The 22534-nt window shown below is 67.9% G+C and carries 21 protein-coding genes; 9 read left to right on the top strand and 12 right to left on the bottom strand.

Annotation, left to right across the window (positions count from 1 at the left end):
* Positions 1 to 61: 61 nt before the first annotated feature.
* A complete protein-coding gene (locus VGI12_10565; GenBank protein HEY2433105.1) occupies positions 62 to 1459 on the bottom strand; it encodes a sigma-54 dependent transcriptional regulator in 1398 nt (465 codons plus the stop codon).
* Between the two features lie 253 nt (positions 1460 to 1712).
* On the opposite strand from VGI12_10565, the gene VGI12_10560 reads away from it, so the two are divergent.
* The 3 genes from VGI12_10560 (at position 1713) to VGI12_10550 (ending at position 3313) form a co-directional block, all read left to right on the top strand.
* A complete protein-coding gene (locus VGI12_10560) occupies positions 1713 to 1907 on the top strand; it encodes an excisionase family DNA-binding protein (protein ID HEY2433104.1) in 195 nt (64 codons plus the stop codon).
* Positions 1907 to 2131 (top strand): hypothetical protein, encoded by a 225-nt coding sequence (locus VGI12_10555; GenBank protein ID HEY2433103.1) that lies wholly within the window; start codon positions 1907 to 1909, stop codon positions 2129 to 2131. Before VGI12_10560 ends, VGI12_10555 begins: the two co-directional genes overlap by 1 nt.
* Before the next feature lie 267 nt (positions 2132 to 2398).
* Positions 2399 to 3313, top strand: coding sequence for a FliA/WhiG family RNA polymerase sigma factor (locus VGI12_10550; protein HEY2433102.1), 915 nt, complete (start codon positions 2399 to 2401; stop codon positions 3311 to 3313).
* Between the two features lie 85 nt (positions 3314 to 3398).
* Here the strand turns inward: VGI12_10550 and VGI12_10545 are convergent, their stop codons facing one another.
* On the bottom strand, positions 3399 to 5003 hold the full coding sequence (locus tag VGI12_10545; protein HEY2433101.1) for an ATP-binding protein: 1605 nt from the start codon (positions 5001 to 5003) through the stop codon (positions 3399 to 3401).
* 11 nt (positions 5004 to 5014) lie between these two features.
* Positions 5015 to 5524: a PCYCGC motif-containing (lipo)protein gene (locus tag VGI12_10540; GenBank protein HEY2433100.1), complete on the bottom strand. Its 510-nt coding sequence runs from the start codon at positions 5522 to 5524 to the stop codon at positions 5015 to 5017.
* Between the two features lie 146 nt (positions 5525 to 5670).
* On the opposite strand from VGI12_10540, the gene VGI12_10535 reads away from it, so the two are divergent.
* Positions 5671 to 6630 carry an EamA family transporter gene (locus VGI12_10535; protein ID HEY2433099.1) on the top strand — a complete coding sequence of 320 codons (960 nt, stop codon included), beginning with the start codon at positions 5671 to 5673 and terminating at the stop codon, positions 6628 to 6630.
* On the opposite strand, the gene VGI12_10530 is transcribed toward VGI12_10535, so the two are convergent.
* Complete coding sequence (locus VGI12_10530) at positions 6564 to 6710, bottom strand: lmo0937 family membrane protein (protein HEY2433098.1); 147 nt, start codon at positions 6708 to 6710, stop codon at positions 6564 to 6566. The two genes, VGI12_10535 and VGI12_10530, sit on opposite strands and share 67 nt — an antisense overlap.
* 103 nt (positions 6711 to 6813) lie before the next feature.
* On the opposite strand from VGI12_10530, the gene VGI12_10525 reads away from it, so the two are divergent.
* Positions 6814 to 7431 (top strand): hypothetical protein, encoded by a 618-nt coding sequence (locus tag VGI12_10525; GenBank protein ID HEY2433097.1) that lies wholly within the window; start codon positions 6814 to 6816, stop codon positions 7429 to 7431.
* Positions 7432 to 7440: 9 nt separating this feature from the next.
* Here the strand turns inward: VGI12_10525 and fabZ are convergent, their stop codons facing one another.
* The gene (gene fabZ, locus VGI12_10520) at positions 7441 to 7920 is read right to left on the bottom strand and encodes a 3-hydroxyacyl-ACP dehydratase FabZ (protein ID HEY2433096.1); all 480 of its coding nucleotides are present in this window, start codon (positions 7918 to 7920) and stop codon (positions 7441 to 7443) included.
* A 6-nt stretch (positions 7921 to 7926) separates the two neighbouring features.
* Here fabZ and VGI12_10515 point away from each other — a divergent pair, with 6 nt between their 5' ends.
* Both VGI12_10515 and VGI12_10510 read left to right on the top strand, forming a co-directional pair.
* A complete protein-coding gene (locus tag VGI12_10515; protein ID HEY2433095.1) occupies positions 7927 to 9684 on the top strand; it encodes a GAF domain-containing protein in 1758 nt (585 codons plus the stop codon).
* Between the two features lie 365 nt (positions 9685 to 10049).
* On the top strand, positions 10050 to 10925 hold the full coding sequence (locus VGI12_10510) for a PDZ domain-containing protein (protein HEY2433094.1): 876 nt from the start codon (positions 10050 to 10052) through the stop codon (positions 10923 to 10925).
* Between the two features lie 57 nt (positions 10926 to 10982).
* On the opposite strand, the gene VGI12_10505 is transcribed toward VGI12_10510, so the two are convergent.
* Complete coding sequence (locus VGI12_10505; GenBank protein ID HEY2433093.1) at positions 10983 to 12167, bottom strand: hypothetical protein; 1185 nt, start codon at positions 12165 to 12167, stop codon at positions 10983 to 10985.
* Between the two features lie 29 nt (positions 12168 to 12196).
* Between VGI12_10505 and VGI12_10500 the strand changes: the two genes are divergently transcribed.
* Both VGI12_10500 and VGI12_10495 read left to right on the top strand, forming a co-directional pair.
* On the top strand, positions 12197 to 13096 hold the full coding sequence (locus VGI12_10500) for a diacylglycerol kinase family protein (protein ID HEY2433092.1): 900 nt from the start codon (positions 12197 to 12199) through the stop codon (positions 13094 to 13096).
* Between the two features lie 46 nt (positions 13097 to 13142).
* A complete protein-coding gene (locus tag VGI12_10495) occupies positions 13143 to 13700 on the top strand; it encodes an ankyrin repeat domain-containing protein (GenBank protein ID HEY2433091.1) in 558 nt (185 codons plus the stop codon).
* A gap of 29 nt (positions 13701 to 13729) precedes the next feature.
* On the opposite strand, the gene VGI12_10490 is transcribed toward VGI12_10495, so the two are convergent.
* From VGI12_10490 to VGI12_10465, 6 genes are all read right to left on the bottom strand, one after another.
* On the bottom strand, positions 13730 to 14455 hold the full coding sequence (locus VGI12_10490; GenBank protein ID HEY2433090.1) for a cytochrome c biogenesis protein CcdA: 726 nt from the start codon (positions 14453 to 14455) through the stop codon (positions 13730 to 13732).
* Positions 14456 to 16255, bottom strand: a complete 1800-nt coding sequence (locus tag VGI12_10485; protein HEY2433089.1) for a molybdopterin-dependent oxidoreductase — start codon at positions 16253 to 16255, stop codon at positions 14456 to 14458.
* 86 nt (positions 16256 to 16341) lie between these two features.
* The gene (locus VGI12_10480) at positions 16342 to 18939 is read right to left on the bottom strand and encodes a M1 family aminopeptidase (protein HEY2433088.1); all 2598 of its coding nucleotides are present in this window, start codon (positions 18937 to 18939) and stop codon (positions 16342 to 16344) included.
* A gap of 87 nt (positions 18940 to 19026) precedes the next feature.
* Positions 19027 to 20250: a PP2C family protein-serine/threonine phosphatase gene (locus VGI12_10475; protein HEY2433087.1), complete on the bottom strand. Its 1224-nt coding sequence runs from the start codon at positions 20248 to 20250 to the stop codon at positions 19027 to 19029.
* Between the two features lie 14 nt (positions 20251 to 20264).
* On the bottom strand, positions 20265 to 21446 hold the full coding sequence (locus tag VGI12_10470) for a glycine C-acetyltransferase (GenBank protein HEY2433086.1): 1182 nt from the start codon (positions 21444 to 21446) through the stop codon (positions 20265 to 20267).
* Positions 21447 to 21547: 101 nt separating this feature from the next.
* Positions 21548 to 22534, bottom strand: a complete 987-nt coding sequence (locus VGI12_10465) for an AI-2E family transporter (GenBank protein ID HEY2433085.1) — start codon at positions 22532 to 22534, stop codon at positions 21548 to 21550.

The raw sequence follows: 22534 nt of genomic DNA, 5'->3' as shown, positions 1-22534 counted from the left end.
GAGGAGCGTGGCCCCTCGGACTCCCTTGAACGCGCGCGCAGTGCTGGCTCGCGTCGCGTGGTCATGCCTCGGTTCCGCGTTCGAGGCGCTTCAGTTTTTCGATGAGCGTGGTTCGCTTCAGGTTGAGCAGGCGCGCCGCCTGCACCTTGTTACCCTGCGTCCGCTCCAGCGAGCGTTTGATCAGCGTCAGCTCGACGTCTTCGATGTATTTCTCCAGGTCGAGGCCATCGTCGGGAAACCAGGCCGAGCGATCTTCGGCTTCGTGCGCCGCGGCCTGGATGATCTCCGTGCCGAGATCGGCGACGTCGATCTGCGTGCGTCCGTGGCTGAACGCCATGGCCCGCTCGACGACGTTCTCGAGCTGGCGGACGTTGCCCGGCCACGAATAATCCATCAGCCGCCGCAGCGCTTCCTGCGACATCGTCACGCTTCTGGGCGGTAACTGTTCCGCGCCGAGCCGCTCCAGGAAATGCTGCGCCAGCAACGGGATGTCCTCGCGCCGCTCGCGCAGCGACGGCAGACGCACGGGGATGACGTTCAGGCGGTAGAAGAGGTCCTCGCGGAAGGTCCCCTCGTGCACCATCTTCGGCAGGTCGGAATGCGTTGCCGCGATGACGCGGACGTCGATCTTGACGGTGTGGGAGTCGCCGACGCGCTCGAATTCCCGCTCCTGCAGCACGCGCAGCAGCTTCGCCTGCAGCGACGCGCTCATCGTGCCCACCTCGTCGAGGAAGAACGTTCCTTTGTGCGCCTGTTCCAGACGTCCCTGCCGCGTGCCGACCGCGCCGGTGAACGCGCCGCGCACGTGCCCGAAGAGCTCCGCCTCGAGCAGCGTTTCGGGGATGGCGCTGCAGTTGATAGCGACGAAACGGTTACCGCGCCGCGGACTGTTGTGATGGATGGCGCGCGCGGCCAGCTCCTTCCCCGTTCCCGTCTCGCCGGTGATCAGTACGGTGCTCGAGGTGGCGGCCACGGTTTCGAGCAACTGGAAGAGATCGCGCATCACCCGGCTCCGACCCACGAGCCCGTCGATGCGATAGCGCTCCTCGAGCTGAGAACGAAGATAGGCGTTTTCGGATCGGAGACGGCGCTGTTCGAGTGCCGAATTGAGGACGTGCAGCAGCGCGTCGAACTGGAACGGCTTGGTGATGAAGTCAGCCGCCCCCTGTTTGATGCTGTTGACCGCGTCCTTGACCGTCCCGAAGCCGGTGATCACGATCGCGATGATCTCGGGATAGCGTTCGAGCGCGGCGTCGAGCACTGCGCGTCCGTCGACGCCAGGCAGGCGCAGATCGGTGACGATGATGTCGAAGGCAAACGCGGCCAGGCGCGCGAGCGCCTCCTCGCCGCTGCCGGCCTGCTCCACGACGAATCCGTGGTCGGCGAGCCGTTCCGCGATGGCTTCCCGCAAAGCCGCCTCGTCGTCAACGAGCAGCAGATGTTTCGCGTTTTCAGGCATTTAATCGGGCGGCGGTATTTTGACACCCGTCTCGATCGCGGTCAACCATCGGCTGCGGGCAACGGCCTACAGGCGATCGGGCCCGCCTCCGATAACTTTCAACGAACCCAGCGCGGGCTGCACGAGGCCGTCTCGCGAGTACACAGGAACGAGCGCAGCGAGTGAGCCACGCCACCGGAGCGCGCCGGCGAATCGGCGCGCGCGAGAGCGTGCAGGGAGTCTGCGGGCCAAGCCCCCAGACGGAAAAATGATGATGGATCGCAAGACCATTTCAATCATGAAGGCGTGCGAGCTGGTTGGTGTCAGCCGGCGCACCATCTACAACTGGATCGCCAGCGGCAAGGTCGAGTACGTCCGCACGGCCGGCGGCTCGGTCCGCATCTTCGTCGACACGCTCTGGCGCGAGCCAGGCCGCAGCGGGGAGCTGACGCGCAAAGAAGCCTCATGATGCCGGCCGCCGACAATCGTTCCCGCTCGACCGTGGAAGACGGCGGCGATCTCGGGCTCCTGTTCCACCGCCTGAACAACCAGCTCGGGATCATCCTCGCCAACGCCGAACTGCTCGAGGCCAAGAGCGCCGACGAGATGGGGCGCGCCCGCGCCTCTCAAGTCGTCGGAAGCGTGCTCGACGCGATGGCCACCGCGCGCGAAATCCGCCAGCGTCTCAAGTAAGCCCCGCGAAGCGCCTCCGCCAGCCAATTTATTGACACTACGACCCGTTTGCCGTCAAATTTATGACGGCGCCTTCCTGCGCTTTCACAGACATGCACATGGAGGCATGAAAGTAACTGCTTCTACACGAGTATGTTACGGGCTTCACCGTCGTCGCGCCAGTCTTCGCTTTCCATTCGTTTTCTAGCTGGTACCTTCGTTGCGGTTGGGCTTATCGCCATCGCGTCCCGCACCAGCCCGGTGCAGGCGCCAAAGGAGACCGAGCCCATGCAGCGTCAGCCACTCGTCGCCAGTCAACGTGAGCGCATCGCCGCCGGACTTCCGTTCGTGGAATCGCTGGCGCGGCGTGTCGCCTCGTCCATGCCGCACTCGATTGAGCTCGGCGACCTCGTGCAGGATGGGATGCTCGGCCTCATTGACGCCGCCTTCCGCTTCGACGAGGCGCGCGGGATCAAGTTCGAGACGTTTGCCGAACGCCGGGTGCGAGGCGCGATGATCGACGCGCTGCGCCGGGACGCGTGGCCCCGCGGCGTGCGTCGTCAGCGGCGGGAGCTCGAGGCCGCGCGCGAGGAACTGCGCCGCGAGCTCGGCTCGGAGCCGTCGCTGGCTGATCTCGCCGCGCGCGTCGGGTCCGACGAAGCGCGGCTGAGCCGCACGATCGTTCGTATCAACACCATCGAGTCGACCTCGCCGTTATCGGCGGGCGACAAAGTCGACGGGTCGACGCTGCCGACGGCACTCGTGCCCTCCGAGCCGGCGGCGCCCGATCGCGCATACGAGGATCTCGAGGTCCGCGAGCGCGTGCGCGCCGCCATCGGTTCGCTGCCGCCGCGCGAGCGCAAGGTGATCGGCCTCTACTACTATCAGGAAGCGACAATGAAACAGATTGGCGCCGCGATTGGCGTCAACGAGTCGCGCGTCAGCCAGTTGCACGCGCGCGCCGTTCAGCGCCTCCGCACGGCGCTCGGCGCCGAGTGCTCCATGGAAGAGGCCGCCCGCGCCATGCGTCCGGCGATCATCTCGTTCCAGCAGACGATGCTGCGCTTGAAGAAGACCAGACCGACGGAGACGACGGTGCGGGCGGATGTCCCGGCCGTCGTCCTTCCCTACAAGAAGGCTGTGGCGAAGACGCCGCCCCGGCGGCGCCTGGTGGCGGCTGGACGCCTCGCGGCCGCGCAGTAGGCCGACGCGCACACCTTCCGGATCTGCCCGGCGCGGCGAGGCAGATCTGGAGCGTGTGCGGCTCTACGTTGGGATACGCGCGAGTCTAGCCGACGCTCTCTCTGGCGGTTCGCAGCAGATCGCGCAGGCGGAACGGCTTGGCGAGCCAGCGGCAGCCGCATTCCTCGAGAAACTGCTCCGCCTCGGTGCCGGCGACGTCGCCGGTGACGAAAACGATCCGACGCGCGATCTCGGGGTGCTCACGCTCGAGCGTGCGATAGAACGTCATACCATCGACGCGCGGCATCTTCAGGTCGCAGATAATCAGGTCGTAGATCCGCGCCTCGACCCGCAACAGCGCCTCGGCGCCGTCGCGGGCGCGATCGACCGTGAACCCCGCGTCTGAGAGCGACTCTGCCACGGCGGCGCCGAGCGCCTCCTCGTCTTCCACGACCAACACGACGGATCCCGCGCCCCCATCCGGCGCGGCCGCGCCCTGTGGCGCAATCGGCTTGACCGGCGCGTCGGTGACCGGCAGCGCGATGAGGAACGACGCGCCGCTTCCAGGCATCGAGTTCACCGTGATCCGGCCGCCGTGCTCCTGAACGATGGCGTAGGCCACGGTCAGCCCGAGCCCGGTCCCTTTGCCGACCTCTTTCGTCGTGAAGAACGGATCGAAGATCTTCGGTTGCACGTCTTCGGTCATGCCGGGCCCGTCGTCGTTGACCTCCAGCATCACGACGTCGCTGTCGAAGTCGTGCCAGGTGCGGAGCACGAGTGTGCCGTGGCCGTGGGCGCCGATCATCGCCTGTTCGGCGTTGATGATCAGGTTGAGCAGCACCTGCTGGAACTGGTGCGGATCGGCGAAGACGAGCGGCAGGCCGGCGGCGAGCGCCTCGATCACCGTGACGTTGTGCAGACGCTGCTCGTACGAGCGAAGCGCGAGGGTCTGCCGGGTGACCTGGTTGACGTCGACCATGGCGCGCGTGGTGTGCCGCTTGCGCGCGAACGTCAGCAGGTTCCGGACGATCTTCGCGGCTCGCTCCGACTCGCTGAGGATGGTCTCGAGGCCGCGCCTGGTCTGCTCGTCGATCTGTGCCGGCGGCCGCTGCGACAGCCGTTCGGCCCAGGTCAGGATGGTCGCGAGCGGGTTGTTCAACTCGTGCGCGACCCCCGAGATCGTCTGGCCGAGCGCCGCCAGCTTCTCGGCCTGGAGCAGCTGGTGATAGAGGTCGCGCGCCTGGTCCTCGAGCCGCTTGCGCTCGCTGACGTCGCGCATCAGCGCCTCGATGCGCAGGCCGCCCGTTTCGTCGGTTTCGACGTGCGCGGTCACCTCGACCCAGATCGCGACCTTGTCGGCGCGGCGCAGCCGCAGCAGATAGTCGGTCAACGCGCCGTCGCGCCGCAGCCGTGCGAGGAATGCATCGCGCGCCTGCGAGTCGACGAAGGTGTCGGGATCGAACGGGCGGATGGCGTTCTCGGCGGCGTCGGCGGCGAAGCCGAACATCAGCTTGAGGTGGGGGTTGGCGGCGGCGGTGCGGGTCGATGCGTCGTCGATTACGCCGATGTAGACGCCTTCGTGGACCGCTTCGAAGAGGCGCGCGAAACCTTCGATCGTCTGGCGCTCGGCAGCCCCGGCCTGACGGCTGGTCCCTGCCGGCGTCTCGTCCGGGTTCGCGTCGGCGCGCAGCCGCTCCGCGGGCCGCTCCATGCCGCGCGCGCTCACTTCCCGACCGGGGGCGTCGGGGTCATCGTTGAGAAATGCGGACGATATTCCGCTTCGATGGTGGCGCGGATGGCGCCGATCGGCGCGCCCGACGCGTGCATCTGCATCGCCTCACGGGCGACGTCGAGGCAGACCCCTCAACCAATGCCGTGCGGCTCCCACGCGGTGACGCGGCCGCGCTCATCGCGCGCGGCGACGAAGCAGTCGTCGTTGTTTCGATGCCCGCGGTTCTCGCAGCCGCAGAAGCACGGAATGTGGCTGAGCACTTCCGGATGGTCGCCGGCGAAATGGAAGACCGCTTCGACGACGTCCCTCGGCCGGGCGGGTGGAAACGGGACGTCCGGCAACGGCAGCCAATCCGAACCGCGCGCGGGCTGCGATGTCTCGGAGACGGCGACGGGCGGTGGCGTTTGCGGCTGCGATTGTTGCGCAGGCGGCGCAGGGTCGCTGCCGCATCCGCTCGCCGCCAGGCACGCACCGATGATCGCCAGCCGCGCCCACCGCATGGCGTCATCTTAGCATCGCGCCGCGCACGCCACGGGTGATAATCGGACGGGATGCACGAGCCGACGCTCTTCACTGGCCAGGATGTGGCACAGCCGAACACGGATCCATCGAGGCCCCTTCGAGCCGCTGCGATGATCGGGTTCCGATGACCTCGCCGCGGGAGCGCAAAATTGCTCTCTCTGCCTGGATCGCGGTGTGCCTGCTGTGGGGCACCACGTATCTCGGGATCCGGATCTGTCTCGACACGATGCCGCCGCTGCTGATGGGAGGTCTGCGCTGGTTCACGGCCGGCGCGCTGCTGGCCTTGTATCTGCTGGCGCGCCGCGAGCCGGCGCCCGCGCGTGCGACCTGGGGCGGCATCACACTGCTCGGATTCCTGATGATGGGGCTCGGCAACGGCGGTGTCGTGTGGGCGGAGCAGACGGTGCCGAGCGGACTCGCGGCGGTGATCGTCGCGTCCGCACCGTTCTGGATGGCGGGTGTCGAGGCCTGCCGCAAGGACGGAGAGCGCCTATCCCGGGCCAGCGCGATCGGCTTCGCGCTCGGCTTCACCGGCATCGTCCTGCTCGTCTGGCCTGAACTCAAGTCGTCGGCGACCGCCGGATCGCGCGCGGGGTTCGTCGTCGGCTTGGTCTCGCTGCAGATCGCCTGTGTCGGCTGGTCGTCCGGGTCGTCGTATTCGAAGCGCCACGCGCGCGGAGAGAACATCCTGTGGGTGGCGGCCGGACAGATGCTGACCGGCGGCGCGATGATGATCGTGGCCGGCACCCTGCGCGGGGAGTGGGCGTCGCTCTATTTCACCACCAGGACGATGGTCGCGTTCTCCTACCTGGCGACGATCGCCGCGATCGGTGGCTTCGTGGCCTACACATATGCCGTGCGCCACCTGCCGCTGTCGCTGGTGTCGCTGTACGCGTACGTGAATCCCGTGATCGCCGTGGCACTCGGAGTGACGGTGCTCGGCGAGGCGTTCACGTGGCGCATGGGCCTCGCCGCCGGTCTCGTGTTCGGCGGCGTGGCCGTCGTTCAGCGCTGGGGTCAGACGCGCCGGCCGCTGATCAACCGCACCAGGAAGAGCACGATGGCGATGACCAGCAGTACGTAGATGAAGTTGCCGAGCGTGTAGCCGCTGACCATGCCAAGCAGCCACAGGACGATCAGGATGACCGCAATCGTTTCGAGCATTGTTCCTCGTCTCCTTCGCGCCACCCTCGGCGCTCGTGCCGCTCTACCGAGCAACGCACGTGCCACGAGCCCTTCCGTTTGGTCGAAGCCGTTTGTCGTTGTGGTGCTTGTAGTTGCAGGGCTTGGCGCCACGGCCGAGCTGGCGCGCGCGCAGGACGCGCAGCAGCCCGCTACCACATCAGAGAACGACACGACATCCGATGTCCTGAAGTTCCTCGGCGGCGGGGCTGTCGGCCTCGCCGCGCACGAGAGCGGCCATCTGCTGTTCGACGCGATCTTCGGCGCCCACGCCCGCCTCGAGCCGGTCTCGTTCCACGGCATCCCGTTTTTCGCGATCACTCACGACAACGGGCTGACGCCGCGCAAGGAATTCGTCATCGACTCGGCGGGTTTTTGGGTCCAGGAAGGCACCAACGAATGGATCCTGTCGTCGCGGCGGAACCTCCGCCACGAGTCGGCGCCATTCACCAAAGGGGTGGTGGCGTTCAACGTCCTGACCTCGTTTGGGTATGCGGGCGCGGCGTTCGCCCGCACCGGTCCGGTGGAGCGCGATACGCGCGGCATGGCCGAGTCGCTCGGCTGGAAGGAGCCCTACGTCGGCCTGCTGATTCTCGCGCCGGCCGTGCTCGACATGATCCGCTACTACCGTCCCGATGCGCCCTGGGCGGTGTGGGCCTCGCGCGGCTCGAAGCTGTTCGGGGTCGTGCTGGTTTTCAAATAGCGCCCGGCGTCAGGACCGGGCCGGGCCGAGCGCGAACGTCATCGTGCCTTCGACGACCACCTTGCCGTCGACGCGCGCGATGCCGTGCAGCACGCCCATGCGGCTGCGCAGTCGCTTGACCACCGCTTCGATCACCACCACGTCGCCGGGGTGGACGGGACGCCGGTAGCGCACCCGTTCGATGCCGGCAAAGAACGGCAGGCGCTGGCGGTTCTCGGCCTTGGCGAGGATGAGGATGGCGCCGACCTGCGCGATGGCTTCGGTCAGGATCGTCGGCGGCATCACCGGACGCGTGCCGTCGCCTTGCGCGAGGTTGCGTTCGTTGAGCGTGACGTTCTTGATCCCGACGATCCGCTTGTCCATCTCCAGCTCGGTGATGCGATCCACGAGCAGCAGCGGATAGCGGTGCGGCAGGATGCGCTCGATCGTGGCGTGATCGAGCGGGAGCGTCAGATCCTCCATGAACTTGCCAGTATAATCAAAAGACACCAGCGAATGCTTCCGCCCCCGCAACTGCGTGAGCAGGAAACGCTCACCACCCTCATCGATCTCGGCCGACAGGTCGCCGGCGTACTCGACGTCAGCGAGCTGCTCGCACAGATTCCGCGCCTGATCGCGCGGCTGATCGAGTTCGACGCGTTCGCCGTGTACCTGCTCGACGAGCGCCGCGGCGATCTGCGCGTCGCCTACGGCGTCGGCTACCCGCAGCAGTCCGATCCGTCGCGGTTGAAACCGGGCCAGGGGCTGGTCGGCGCCGCGATTGCGAGCCAGATGCCGCTGATGGTCAACGACGTGGCGGGCGATCCGCGCTATGTGACGATGGTGCCGGGGATGGCGTCGGAGCTGGTGGTGCCGCTGCTGCACAAGAAGCGGGCGATCGGCGCGCTCAACATCCTCAGCCGCCACCGCGACCAGTTCGCCGCCGCCGACGTCGAGCTGCTGCGCCAGTTCGCCGCGCACGTCGCCGTCAGCATCGTCAACGCGCAGCTCTTCGAGCGCGTGCGCAGCGACGCCGACGCGTTCGAGACGCTGGCCGAGATCGGCCGCGACGTCGCGTCGGTTCTCGACGTCGAAGAGCTGTTCTCGCGCATCGCGCACGCGACGCGCCGGGTCATCGACTACCGGACGTTCGGCCTGTGGCTCCTCGACGAGGAGCGGGCGGAACTCGAGATCAAGATTGCCGTCCAGTACGGGGAGAAGGTCGACGTGCCGCGCATCGGCGTCGGCGAAGGACTGGTCGGCTATGCCGCGCTGCACAGGGAGCCGGTCCTCGTGCCCGACGTCGCGGCCGATCCTCGCTACATCAACGTGGTGGCCGACGTCCGGTCGGAGCTGGCGATTCCGATGCTGCTGAAGGATCGCTGCATCGGGGTGTTCGATCTCGAGAGTCCGGAGCTGGATGCGTTCACCAAGCGCGACGTCGAGATCCTGACGCTGCTCGCCAGCCAGGCGGCGGTGGCGATCGAGAATGCGCGGCTCTACGAGACCGTCCGGGCCAACGAAGTGCGCCTGGAAAAGGAAGTCCGCTTCGCGCAGCGCGTCCAGGCGGCCCTGCTGCCGGTCGGCCTGCCGAAACGGATGAAGGGAGTCGACGTCGCGGCGAGCTTCGCGCCGGCCCGCGAGCTGGGCGGCGACTTCCACGATTTCCTGTCGCCGGAAGCCAACACCCTGGCGGTGGCGCTCGGTGACGTCTCCGGCAAGGGAGTGCCCGCCGCGCTCTACAGCGTGTTTGCCGCGGAGCTGATCCGCGGCCGCACGTTCCGGCGGCGCTTCCTGCCCGATCGCTCGGGGCCGGCCAGCGTGCTCTCGTCGGTGAACACCATCCTCTATCAGCGGCAGCTCGAGGAGTACTACTGCACGCTCTGCTACGCGATCTTCGATCTGAAGCGGCGGGTGGTGACGCTGGCGAATTCCGGCCTGCCGTATCCGATTCGCGCGTCGGCCGACGGCGTCGCGGCGATCGAACTGCCCGGCGTGCCGCTCGGATCGTTTCAGGGATCGACGTACGACGAGATCAGCGTCGCTCTCCATACCGGCGACGTCTTCGTCTTCTGCAGCGATGGAGTGTCGGAGGCGATGAACGTGAAGGGTGAGGAATTCGGCGCCGAGCGCTTGATCGCCACGGTCGAACGATCCCGCCATCTTGCTCCCCGCGCGATCGTCGACGACATCTTCCTAAGTGCCGAAGCCTTTCGCGATGGCGCGCCGCCCAACGACGACATGACCGCCGTGGCAGTCAAGATCACCGGGTGACGGGGGATCGGGTGACGTGGGATCGGGTGATCGGGTGATCTTCTGCTCCGAGATCACCCGATCACCAGATCCCACATCACCCGATCGAGAGAGCGTGGCCGCACGAAATCGCCAACTTGCGACGGGATACGGCGATGCCAGCGCCTGCCTTAATTAGCGCATCCCGTTGATTCCGCGCGGCCGACTCCCACCACATCAAAACGTGTGCCCGCAGGATCCGGGCGGAATTCGCGAATTCGCGCCGGCACTGTCCTCGACCGGCGTCCGATCGAGATGACGCGCTGACCTGCGCGCAGGACGCTCCGCACAACCTTTCCAAAATCCGCCGCGTCTGACCTCTTGTTGACACGATTGGAGGCACGGTCATGAACGGATGCAAACGGGCCGCGTTCGCCGCGGCGGTGGTGATGGCGGCGGGGCTGTTTCCGTCGGCAGCAGTGCAGGGCCAGAGCCGCGATCGGCTCGTCCACGCGATCGACGTCGGGCGCGGGGCTCGCCTGGGGATCTCGGTGAGCGACGTCGAGGACTCGGACAGCACGAGTGCCAAGGCCGCGAAGAGCGGCGTCATCATCGACACCGTCGAGCCGGGTGGGCCAGCCGACAAGGCCGGACTCAAGCCGGGCGACGCGATCACGGAATTCGACAGCGAGCGGGTGCGCAGTGTGCGGCAGTTCGCGCGTCTGGTACAGGAGACTCCCCCAGAACGAACGCTCCCGATGGCGGTCTTCCGTGGCGGGCAGCGGATGACCGTCAACGTCACCGCGGAGCAGGGCCGGTTTGACGATGACTTCTCGGTGCGGCTGCTCGAGACGCCGCTGGCGCGTCTGGCGACGCCGCCGCTCCCGCCCATGCCGCCTGCCGCGCCTCGCGCGCCCGCGCCACCAGCGCCGCCCGCGCCGGGTCTGGGGTTCGAAGTGTTTCGACTCGGCGCCGGGCCGCGACTGGGGATCAGCATCGAATCGCTCGACGATCAGCTTGCGCAGTACTTCGGCGTGAAGGACGGCACGCTCGTCCGCTCCGTCACCCAGGGTTCGGCGGGGGAGAAGGCCGGGCTGAAGGCGGGAGACGTCATCACGGCGGTGAACGGGCGCCCGGTCTACGACACGTCCGATGTGACGCGTGCGCTCGATCGCGTCGAGGGCACGGGGGAGTTCACGCTCGACGTGATGCGCGATCGCAAGCCACAGACCTTGAAGGGCAAGCTCGAGCCACGGCAGGCCAACCGCAAGTCGGTGATGTGAAAGCCGGCGAGGCCGGGCAGGCGAGCCCGAAGGGGACGGCCCTCGGAACGAACTCGACTAGCCCGCGGCTTCGGCGCGGCGGGTCGACGGCGGCCCGACCAGGGTCGACAGCTGCGAGGCGATGAGCGTGGCCGCGGCCAGCATCGGCGCGCGTTGCTCGCCGCCGTTCTTCATTTCGACCGCCATCACGCCGAGGCACCCGGCGGGGGTGACGAGCGGAGCGGCAAGCGCGCCGTTCGACACGGCGTCTCCTTTGACTGATTGCAGCAGTCCGGTGCGATAGGCGGACGCGGTGACGTTGTCGGCGTCGCGCGACAGTGTCCCCAGTCGATTCGCCAGTCGCGGCGGGTAGCCCTGGACGAAGATCGGCGAGAGTTCGCGTCCGTCGGGATCGGCGATCCAGAGGACGATCCCGCTGGCATCGAGCAGCGCGGTCGCCCGCTCGAGCAGGGGTTGCACGGCGTGGGTGTCGGCGACGCGCGCCAGATCGCCGCACAGGGCGGCCACCGCCGCGAGATCGAGCGCCTGTGCCTGCGCGGCGGGAACCGGCGCCGCCGGGCGGGCCGCGACGACGGGCCGTTCCGGCGTGTCGATTGGGAGTTCGCGCAGCGTGATCGACGTCGCCACGGCCGTTTCGGGCGCTCTCTTGCGCGTTGGTACAGGGGCCAACAGCAGGAGTACCAGCGCCGCGCTGCCGGCCCCTGCGCCCAGCGCTGCCGCTTCACGCCGTCGCGACTCCGCCGCTGCCGTTTCCTGCGCCGAGGTTTCAGCGGCGATCGCCCGTGCGATCGACCAGGTCAGCCGGTCGGTCAGCTCGAAGCCGTCGGCAAAAATCGCGTCCGAAGCCTGCGCGAGCTGATGCGTGTGCGTGAGATCGCGCACGTGGCGGTCGAGCTGCTTGAAGTTCTCGAGCGCGGCGGCCGCCGCGCCGGCCGCGGCAAACGCCTCCGGCGACGAGAGGTGCGATTTGAACAATGCCAGGACGTCGTCGAGATCCGTCGAGAGCGCGGCGACGCGAGCGAACCAGAAATCCTCGCCCTGACCGGCTGCGACGTAGGCCTGCTGCGCGGCGCGCAGATCGCCGGCGTCGACGAGTGCGCGGCGGCTCGCGTCGCCGGCAAGACGCAACGATGTGTCGGAGGCTTGGCTGCGCGCGGCAGATGACCAGAGCAGCGCGCCGGATGCGGCGAGGGCGGCCACACCGGCAAAGGCCAGCACGACGCGTACCCACGACCTGATCATCGCACGTTACTATAACATCTCGCACGCGCATGCCCCCAGACGGTGTCGTGGCGATCGTCAATCCGTTCGCCGGTGCCGGCGCGACGCGCGACGCTCCGCAGGTGCGCCAGCGACTGCTCGAGGAACGGTTCGCCGCCGCGGGAGTCACGGGCTGTGTGCGCTTCACCGAGCGCGCCGGTCACGCGGGCGAGCTGGCGCGGGCGGCGCTCGACGCCGGCGCCGCGCTGGTCATCGCGTGGGGCGGCGACGGCACGATCAACGAGATCGCGTCGGCGGTCTCCGGTTCGCGCACGCCGCTCGGCATCGTCCCGGCCGGCTCGGGCAACGGCTTCGCCAACGAGCTGGGACTCGATTCCGTGCCGCGGCGCGCCATCGACACGGCGCTGCTCGGTCGCGATCGCGTCATTGATGGCGGCGAGTTCGACGGCCGTCGGTTCTTCAACATCGCCGGCACGGGGCTCGACGCGGCAGTCGCCGAGCGGTTCAACACGCGTCCCCGGGGGCGGCGGGGCCTCGGGCCCTATCTGCGCATCACCGCGCGCGAGCTGATGCGCTACAAGAGCCTCCGGTACCGCATTCGCCTCGACGGCGACGAGATCGTCACGACGGCGCTTTTCGTCGTCTTCGCCAACGGCCGCGAGTTCGGCAATCGGATCCGCATCGCCCCTGGCGCGAAACTCGACGACGGCCTGCTCGAGGCGATCGTGGTGGAGGACCGCCCACCGCTCGCGCGCCTCTGGAGCAGCCGGTTTGCGGCGCTGGGCCGCCTCGAACGAACGCCCGGCATGATCGTACGAGGCGTGAGGCAGGCGTCGATCGAGACCGATCGCGAGATCGTCTATCAGATCGACGGTGAAACAGGCCGCGCTCCCGGCCGGGTCGAGATCCGGGTGGTACCGGCAACGCTGACCGTGCGGGTGGCGCGGTGAAGCGAGGCGCAGGGCGTGAGGCCAGGGAAAGGACGGGTCGTGACGTATGGCTGATATAGACGCACTCATCGAGGCAGCGAAGGCTGGGGATCTGGGAAAGGTGCAGGCTCTGCTTGCCGGCAATTTCCTGCTGGCGAGCCAGCGTCTGCCCGGCGGGGAGTCGCCGCTGATGTCTGCGCTGTACCGTGGGCATCACGACGTCGTCGCGGCGGTGGTCGAGGCAGGCGCGGAGATCGACGTGTTCGCCGCGTCAGCGATGGGGCGGGTGGAGGATCTGCGCCGCCGGCTGAACGCGTCTTCCGTCAACGTGCATGCGTACGACGGCTGGACCCCGCTGCACCTCGCAGCGTTTTTCGGACACCGGGACGCCGCCGGCGTCCTGCTCGACGCGGGCGCGCCGGTTGACGCGGTTTCGAGGAACGCGCTGGCGAACACGCCACTCCATGCGGCTACCGCCGGCAAGCACGCCGACGTGGCGCTCTTGCTGCTCGAGCGCGGCGCCGATCCGCTCAAGGTTGACTCCGGTGGCTATACGGCCCTGGAGATCGCCCGCCAGAATCAGCTGGATGGAGTGGTCGCGGCTATGTCACCCGAGCGGCGCTGAGCGGATGAGGTCGCCCGTCGCCCTCGCCGTCAGAACGTCGGCAGATAGGGCTGCAGATAGCGGGTGATGATGGTGAGCTGGCCGGTCATGATCAGCAGGCCGATGACGATCAGCAGCGCGCCTGAGACCAGCTCCACGGCGTGGTAATAGCGGCGGATTCGTTTGGCGGCGCCGAAGAACTGGTTGATGGCCAGCGACGTGAGGAGGAAGGGAATCCCGAGGCCCATCGAGTAGACCGCCAGCAGCGTGACCCCTTCGGTGACGCTGTTCTTCGACCCGGCGATTGCGAGGATACCGCCCAGGATCGGGCCGATGCACGGCGTCCAGCCGAAGGCGAACGCCACGCCGACCAGGACGGCGCCCAGAGGGCCGGCTGGCTTGCGCTGCGAGTGCATCCGCTTTTCCGACTCCAGGAACGACAGCCGGAACACGCCCATCGTGTGCAGGCCGAAGACCACCAGGATCACGCCCGCGATCTTGCTCAGCAGCGGCAGCCGCGCAAACAGGAACTTGCCGATCGCTGTCGCCGAGGCGCCGAGGAGCACGAACACGATCGAGAACCCGAGGACGAAGGCGAGCGACGTCAGGAAAACCTGCAGCCGCGACGTCGTCGGCGCAACGTCGGCGCGCATCTCCTCGACCGACACCCCCGACACGAACGAGATATAGCCGGGGATGAGCGGCAGCACGCACGGAGACACGAACGACAGGAAGCCGGCGGCAAACGCGGCCAGGAGCGTGATCTGCTGGTTCACTTACTCAGTCTTCGATGATCGGATGAGACTCACCGGAATCGTCGAAGGATCCGGCCGGACCTCGAATTTCACCGGCGGCAAGTCCTGGAACATCACGTCCCACTTCCAGCGCTCCGACGGGTTCGAGGCCTGCAGCCAGTTTTTCGCAGTGACCGGGCGCGCGAAGGCGATCGACGCCAGTCCTTCGTAGCGGGAGTTACCGGCGAGCGCCCGCGCCAGCTCGGCGCGAATCTCCCCGCTGCCTGTGTAGTCGAGCGGTAAGCCCAGCGCCCGCGCGAGGTTGACAAAAATCTGCCAGTCGTCGCGCGCGTCTCCCGGCGCCGCCAGCGCGCGCGCGGCGGCCTGCAGGCGGCCCTGCCCGCTGACATAGGTGGCGTCTTTCTCGAACGCGCAGCTGCCGGGCAGGACGACGTCGGCGGCGCGCGACAAATCGGTCATCAGCACGCCCTGGACGACCAGGAAGGCGAGCTTGCCGGCCTTTCGCGCCTCGACGATCCACGAGACGTCACCGATCGATCCGGCCGGTCCCGGGTCGAACACGTAGAGCGTTTTCACCGCGCCGCTCTCGATCTGCCGGCGGAATGTCGCGAGATCGGCCTCTCCGCTGGCGCCGCGGTTGACGGGGAAGCCGAGATCGGCCGCGCCGTTCACATTCGGCGCGTCGACCGGCGGGACGTGGAATTTCGTGTTCGCCGGCTGCGGTTTCTCGCGCACGCGCCAGCTCACCGCGACGCCGTCTTCGGGAATGCCGAAGGCGCCGCCAAGGCGGCCGACGACGAACAGCTCCTCGAGCGACGCGTGCGCTGAAATCAGGAACCGCACGGCACCGTTACCGCCGTTCGCTTCGACCCCTGCTGCGACCGTGGCCAGCGCGCCTTGCCAGTCGGCCGGCTGCTGGAGCCCCGCGGCGGTCCGCACGAGCGGCGTATGCAGGCGGTCGTCCCCTTCGATCCAGTGATAGTCGAAGCGGCCGATGTCGCACATCCAGTAGCCGTTCACGTCCGGGTTGAAGCGCGGCGTCGTACGCACCAGTCGCGCGCCCTTTGCCCATTCCGGCTTGGCGCGCAGCCAGGCGGTGGTGTTGCAGCCGCGCTCGCAGAACGTGCAGATCGTGTCGACCGCGTCGGGGTTGTCCCATGGCCGCGACTTGAACCGGTAGTCGCGCGTCGTGATCGCGCCGACCGGGCAGACGTCCATCAGATTGCCGGAGATGAGCGAGTGCACCCCTTCCTCCTGGAAGGTGGCGATCTCGCTGCCGTAGCCGCGGTCGGTGATGCCGATTTGCGCGTCGCCGTCGACCTCGCGCATGAACCGCACGCAGCGCGTGCACAGGATGCACCGGTTGCGGTTGAGCATCAGCGTCGGGCCGAAGTCGACGTCGGCCTTCACCCCGTCGCCGTCGAACACGCGCCGCGGGAACTCCATGCGGCTCTCGTTCGGCCCGAACGAGTAGGAGAAGTCCTGCAGCGGGCATTCGCCGCCCTTGTCGCACACCGGGCAGTCGAGTGGATGGTTGATGAGCAGGAACTCGAACACGCTCGCCCGCGCTTCGACCACGTCGGGCGTCTCGGTCATCACCACCATGCCCTCGGCGGCCGGCGTCGAGCAGGCGGTCTGGAGTTTGGGCATCTTCTCGATCTTGACGAGACAGACGCGGCAGGAGCCGTCGATCCCCAGGCCCGGGTGGTAGCAGTAGTAGGGGACCTTGATGCCGTGCTCGATGGCCGCCTGCAGTACGGTCTTGCCCTTTTCGACCGTCAACGCACGGCCGTCGATCGTCAGGTTGACGGCGTTCTCCATAAGTCCCGGATCATATCAAGTTATGGCAGCGGCCCGGGTCGAACGGTCCCCGGGGGCCGCCGGGCCTCAGCGGTTCGAACCGGCGCCTATTTGTCGATGACCGCCAGCGCTCCGCCGTCCCGGTTCACGTCGACCGACCGGAGCGGCTTTTTCAGCGGCAGCGACTGGTCGACGACTCGCTCCGTGACCGCGACGACAACGTCTTCGCTCGTACCGTCGGCATAGCCGATCGTCACCGTCACAGGCAGATCGTAGACGTCGCCTCCCTGCTCGAAGTGGACCCGCAGGCTGCTGCTGTCGGCGGTATAGGCGAAGCGGACGGTCGGGACGCCGGCGGCATAGATCCAGCGATCGAAGAACCGTTCGAGCGATCGCCCGCCCGCCGCCTTCTCCATCGCGACGCGGAAGTCATCGGTCCCCGCCTTCTTGAACCGCCAGGTCTGGTAGAAATCGCGCAGGCCGGCAAAGAAGGCGTCGTCGCCGACCAGCCGGCGCAGCATGTGCAGGACCATCGCCCCCTTGTTGTAGACGAGCGCGCGGAAGACGCGCCCGTCGTCGCGGATGTGCCCGAGCCGGTAGCCCAGATACACCGGGCCCTGCGGGGACATCTCGATCGACCAGCGCCGCATCTGCTTCACGATGCTGGAGAAGGTGTCCGGCCCGCGCTCCTTGTCGGCATACATCGCCGCGAAGTACTGCGCGAACCCCTCGCTGATCCACTGCTCGTGGTAGTTCTTCCACCCGACGGCCTGGCCCCACCACTGGTGCGCGATCTCGTGCGCGATGAAGAACGACGGATATCCCTGAAACGCCACCGGATCGTTCGCCCAGACGTATGGTGTCGTCGGCAGCGGCTGGGTGAGCAGCGCGAAGTACGGCGGGCTGTGGCCGCCGGGCAGGTCGCCCTCGGTGATCGCCACCGTGAAGCTGTCGTAGGGGGCGTCGCCGAGAATCGACGCGTAGTACTTCAGGATGTCGGCAGCCTTGTCGCCGTACTGGCGCAGTCGATTGGCCTGCCGCCGGTTGGCCTCGACGACGAGCGTGAGCGGATCGCCGTCGTCCCGCAGCGTGAGTGTCTGGGCCGGGGCGGTCAGGAAGCGGCTGACGCTGAACGCGAGATAGCGCGCCGGCTGCCCGGACTCGAAGAGAAATCGTTTGCGCCCCTTCTGCCCGGCGGGGGCCGGCAGCAGCGCCGGCGCACCCTGCGAGGTGCCGCTCGCGACCACGTCGTACTCGCCCGGCACGATGATCGCAAGCGACGCCGTCGCGTAGTCGGTCACTGTGCCCTGCGGATACCAGTAACTGCGGTTGCTGAAGGTCCACTGCGGCTCCGCAGGAACGACCAGGTCGGGTAACGGCGCCTGCAGGCTCGGCCCCTGCTGCGGCGCGATCGCTTCCCGGTCGATGCTCTGGGGCAGCAGCCGTCCGCCGTAGGTGAAGGTCAGGTCGAAATCGCTACCCGGCGCGATCGTGCCCGGCAGCCCGATGAGCACATTGTTCTGGCCGACGACCCGCAAGTGCAGCAAGCGTCCGCCGAGCTGCGGCGAGCTGACCGATCGGATGACGAGCGAATCGGAGAGGTGGATCGTGAGCGTCCCGGCCAGCGCGTTGCGGCTGTGTACGGACAGCGTCGCTTCGCCGTCGAGCCACAGGCGCTCGGGAGCGAATGACGTCTCGATGCGGTAGTGCGTCACGTGGTAGTCGACGCTGTCGTCCTCACTGAAGAAGCGGCCGCGCGTCGCGAGCTTCTCCGCCGAGGTGTAGACGCAGATGTTGCGGCGGCGCCGCCGATCGAAGAACGAGATGTCTTCGGGCTCGGCCGACGATCGCGCGTAGGTCAGGGTGCCGAAGCGGCCGGTGCCGATCTCCCCGACGAAGTCGCCGCGCAGCGGCACCAGCGACCAGCGCTGTGTGCTCAAATCGTTGAGATCGATCTGGAAGCTGTTGGGCAGATTGGCCTCGAACACCTGCGCGGCGCGGCGCAGCTGCGCGGCGTCGACGGCGCGCGGGGTCAGCGATCCTGAGGCCAGCCGGTCGGCGAACTCCGCCGGCGACAGGCGGATGAACAGCGCCGAGAAGCCGGTCCGCAGCGCGGCCGCGCCGGAAAAGATCCGCAGCTGTCCGCGCTCCGACTCCGGCTCCGGTTTGAAATCAATCTCGCCCTGGCCGATGAAGACGATCGCCGTCGGGCCGTCCGGCACCCGTGCGGCAAAGGCGTAGCCGGCGATCAATCGCAGCGTCAGGTCCGGCGCCGAGACGACCGCGTTGCGCACGTCCCACTCGAGCGACGGATCCAGCGACAGCCGATACAGTCCGTCGATCTCGCCGAGGCGCTCGACGTCGGCGATCGCCCAGGCGTCGCTGCCGCGCCGTGGCGCCGCGTCGATGCGCCACGTCCAGACGTGACCCTCGCCCGCGGTGACGGTGAGCGTCTCGATCAGCAGGCGCTGGCGTCCGTTGTCCAGCGTCGCGCGGTCGCGCTCCTTGAGCGACAGCTCCCCAGCTCTGGGGTGCGTCATCCCGACCGCGAACTCGCTGAGCCGGACCCGGTCGAGCTCGGGTGCGGCGAGCGCGCGCAGCGCCTCCGAGTCGCCGGCGCGGATCGCCGCCTCGATGGACACCACCAGGCGCGTCACCGGATCCGCCGGAAGGTCCTGGGCCCGGGCCGGGGCGGACAGGAGCAAGAGGCACGCGGAAAGGAGCACGGCGCGCATCGACACGGTCATTATGGGACACTGGCGGCGGCACGCGGCCGGTGACGAACGGTGGGACTACTGGAGGCCGCCGCGCTTCAGAATCAGCACGGTGAGGTCGTCGGTGAAGCGCGAGTCGCGCGCGTGGGCCTCGACCGCTCGCAGAATGGCCGGCGCCAGCGCCGCGGGCGCCGCGTCAGTCCGTGACACCAGCACCTGCTCCAGCCCGCTCTCCTCGAACGGCAGCCCCGACGGGTTTTCGGCCTCGGTGATGCCGTCGCTGTAGAGCACCAGAAGATCCCCCGGGTCAACGTGCGTCTCGACCGCCCCGAAGGTGGACCCTTCGAACATCCCGAGCGCCACCCCCGTCCCGCCGAGCCTCTCGATCGTACCGCTGGCGCGGCGCAGGAGAGGCGGGTTCTGTCCGGCGTTCACGTAGGTGAGGGCGCCGGTGGACGGCGTGTACACCCCGTAGAAGAGCGTGATGAACCGCGACGCCGGGCTGTGGCGGCAGATCTGGGTGTTGAGTCGGGCCATCAGCGCCCGCGCCTCGAGCTGCTCGTCGACGAGTGTGCGCAGCACGGCGAGGAGAAGGGCCATCAGCAGCGCCGCCGGACTGCCCTTGCCGGCGACGTCGCCCAGCGTGACGATCACCCGGCCCTCGGCGTCGCCTGCCAGCGGCAGCACGTCGTAGAAATCGCCGCCGACCGTGTTGGCCGGCCGGGTCACGCCGCAGATCTCGGCATCGCCGGCGACATAGGTGCCGGTCGGCAGCATGGCCAGCTGGATCTCCCGCGCGACCTCCAGCTCCCCCTTCAGCGAAAGACGATCGGCGACTTCGAGCAGGAGGAGCAGGTTGATCAAGAGGATGCTGATGAGCAGCGACAGCGTGCCGCTGGCCCACTGCGGCGCGAAGACCGTCACGTGAAAGAACGGCGTGCCGAACGGGAGCTGGACGCTGCCCCATTGTCGGTAGAGCTCGAGGACGCCGATGAGCGCGACGACCAGCGAGATCAGGTAGAGCAGCCGGCGTGCCGGCGACAGCCGCAGCGTGAAGGCGACGAAGAGCTGGCGCGCGCGCAGCGCCAGGCGGCGCCACGGCGGCTCGCCGGCGAGGCGTTCCTCGTCCAGTCCGCGCGCGAAGAAGCGGTACGCCTCGCGGGTGTCGTGCGTGAAGAGGCGCTGCAGATCCTCGGCCGTGACGTCGCGCGCGACGTCGCGCGTCCAGGCGTCGATCCACCGGTCAGGCTTCGCCCGGCCCGACCTCCCCGCACGTTCGCTCCCACGCCGTCCTGACGCCACGTTCCTTCACGTCCTCAAATCAATCCGATCTCACGGCCGACGGCGTCGAACTGGTCGAGCGCGTACTGGAGATCCTCGCGCGTGTGCGTCGCCGTCACGATCGTCCGGACGCGCGCCCGGTTACGCGCGACAGTCGGGAACCCGATGCCCTGGGCGAACACTCCGCGTCCGAACAGCTTGTCCGACAGCAACATCGCCTTGTCGCCTTCGCCCGCGATGACCGGCGTGATCGGGCTCTCGCTCGACCCGGTGTCGAAGCCGAGTTGCTGCAGCCCCTCCTTGAAGAAACGAGTGTTGGACCAGAGTCGTTCGATGATTTCCGGCTCGGTCATGAGCACGTCGATCGCGGCCATGCAGGTCAGCACCACCGAGGGCGGATGCGAGGTCGAGAACAGAAACGGCCGCGCGCGGTGGTACAGGAATTCGACGAGGTTCGTATTTCCCGCCACATACCCGCCCAGCGCGCCGATCGCCTTCGAGAGCGTGCCCACCTGGATGTCTACCCGGCCGTGCATGCCGAAGTGATCGATCGTGCCCCGGCCGTGGCTGCCGAACACGCCACTCGCGTGGGCGTCGTCCACCATCATGATGCAGCCGGTCTCTTCCGCGAGCCCGCACAGCTCCGGCAGCGGCCCGAGATCGCCGTCCATGCTGAAGACGCCGTCGGTGATGAGCAGCTTCCGCTGACCCGCCGGGAGGTCCCCGATGATCCGCCGCGCCGCATCGACATCCTTGTGCGGGAACACTTTGATCGTGGCGCGGCTCAGCCGGCAGCCGTCGATGATGCTCGCGTGATTGAGCTCGTCGGAGATGACGACGTCCTCTTTGGTCAGGATCGCCGAGACCGTTCCGGCGTTCGCCGTGAAACCGCTCTGGAAGACGACGACCTTCTCCACCTTCTTGAACTCGGCCAGCTTGCGCTCGAGCTCCATGTGGATGTCCATCGTCCCCGCGATGGTGCGGACCGAGCCGGTGCCGACGCCGTACGCCTCGATCGCTTCGAGCGCCGCCGCGCGCAGCTTCGGATGGGTCGTCAGGCCGAGATAGTTGTTCGAGGAAAGGTTGACGACCGACGTGTGGTCGACGGTCGTGTGCGCTTTCTGTTCGTCCTCGAGAATACGCAGCTGGCGGTAGAGCTGCTGCTCGCGAAGGGAGTCGAGCTCGGTGCCGAGGAAGGCGAGCGGATCGTGACGCATAAGCGCGAATTATAGCCACGGATTCACGCGGCTACACGGATGGGTGTCCCGTTCGGCGTGCGGTTCGCCGGCAGACCGCCGCGGCGCCGGAACCGCCCGCGTCAGTCTTCCCGCAGCACTTCAGACGCCACGACCTGAAGGATCGCCGCCGTTGGCACCGCCAGGATGGCGCCGAGGATACCCGCCAGGCTGCCGCCGATGAGCAGCGCGACGATGACCGTGACCGCACTGACGCCAACCTGCCGGGACATGATCTTCGGCACCAGGACGTGGTTCTCGAGCTGCTGCTGCACGACGAAGAAGATCAAGACGACCACGACCTTCTGCACCGAGACCGTCGCCGCCACCGAGAGCGCGGGAATTGCCGACAGGATCGGTCCAACCACCGGGATCATCTCGCCAATCGCCGAAATCAGCGCCAGTACGTAGAAGAACGGAATCCCCAGCGCCCACAGACCGATTGCCGAGGATCCGCCGATCACCGCGGCGAGCAGCAGCTGGCCGGTGAGCCACGCGCTCACTTTGGCCGTCACTTCGCGGCTCGCCAGATCTGCCCGCTGGCGCCGATCGCGCGGCAGCAGCCGCAGCGCGGACTCGCGCAGGTGCGCGGAATCGACCAGGATGTAGAAGGTCAGAATCAGGATCGTCACGACGCCGAAGATCCCGCCGGCGACTCCGGCGACGGCTCCGGCTACCTTTTGCACCGCGCCGCCCCCCGTTCCCGGCGCCCGCGCCACCGCCTCGCGCATCGTCAGGTGTTCCCCCAACCAGCCTTTGGTGATGAGGAACTGCTGGCCGCGCTCGAACCACTCCGGTGCCTTGTCCCACATCGCCTGCGCCTGGTGCACCAGCGCCGGGAAGATCAGCACCAGCATCAGGCCGATGGCGCCCAGGATGGCGAGGTACAGGACCAGGATCGCCAGCCAGCGCGGGAAGCGCGCCGACCCGACTGGCAGCAGCTTCTGACGCTCGATGATCCGCACAATCGGGCTGAAGCCTATGGCCAGGATGCCGCTGATGTAGATCAGTCGAAGCGCGTCGCGGACGATGTAGGCGCACCACAGGATGAGGCCCGCGAGCGCGACCAT

Source organism: Vicinamibacterales bacterium, from assembly GCA_036496585.1.
In the GTDB taxonomy this organism is placed as follows: domain Bacteria; phylum Acidobacteriota; class Vicinamibacteria; order Vicinamibacterales; family 2-12-FULL-66-21; genus JAICSD01.
This window is presented reverse-complemented; position numbering and strand designations above follow the sequence as displayed.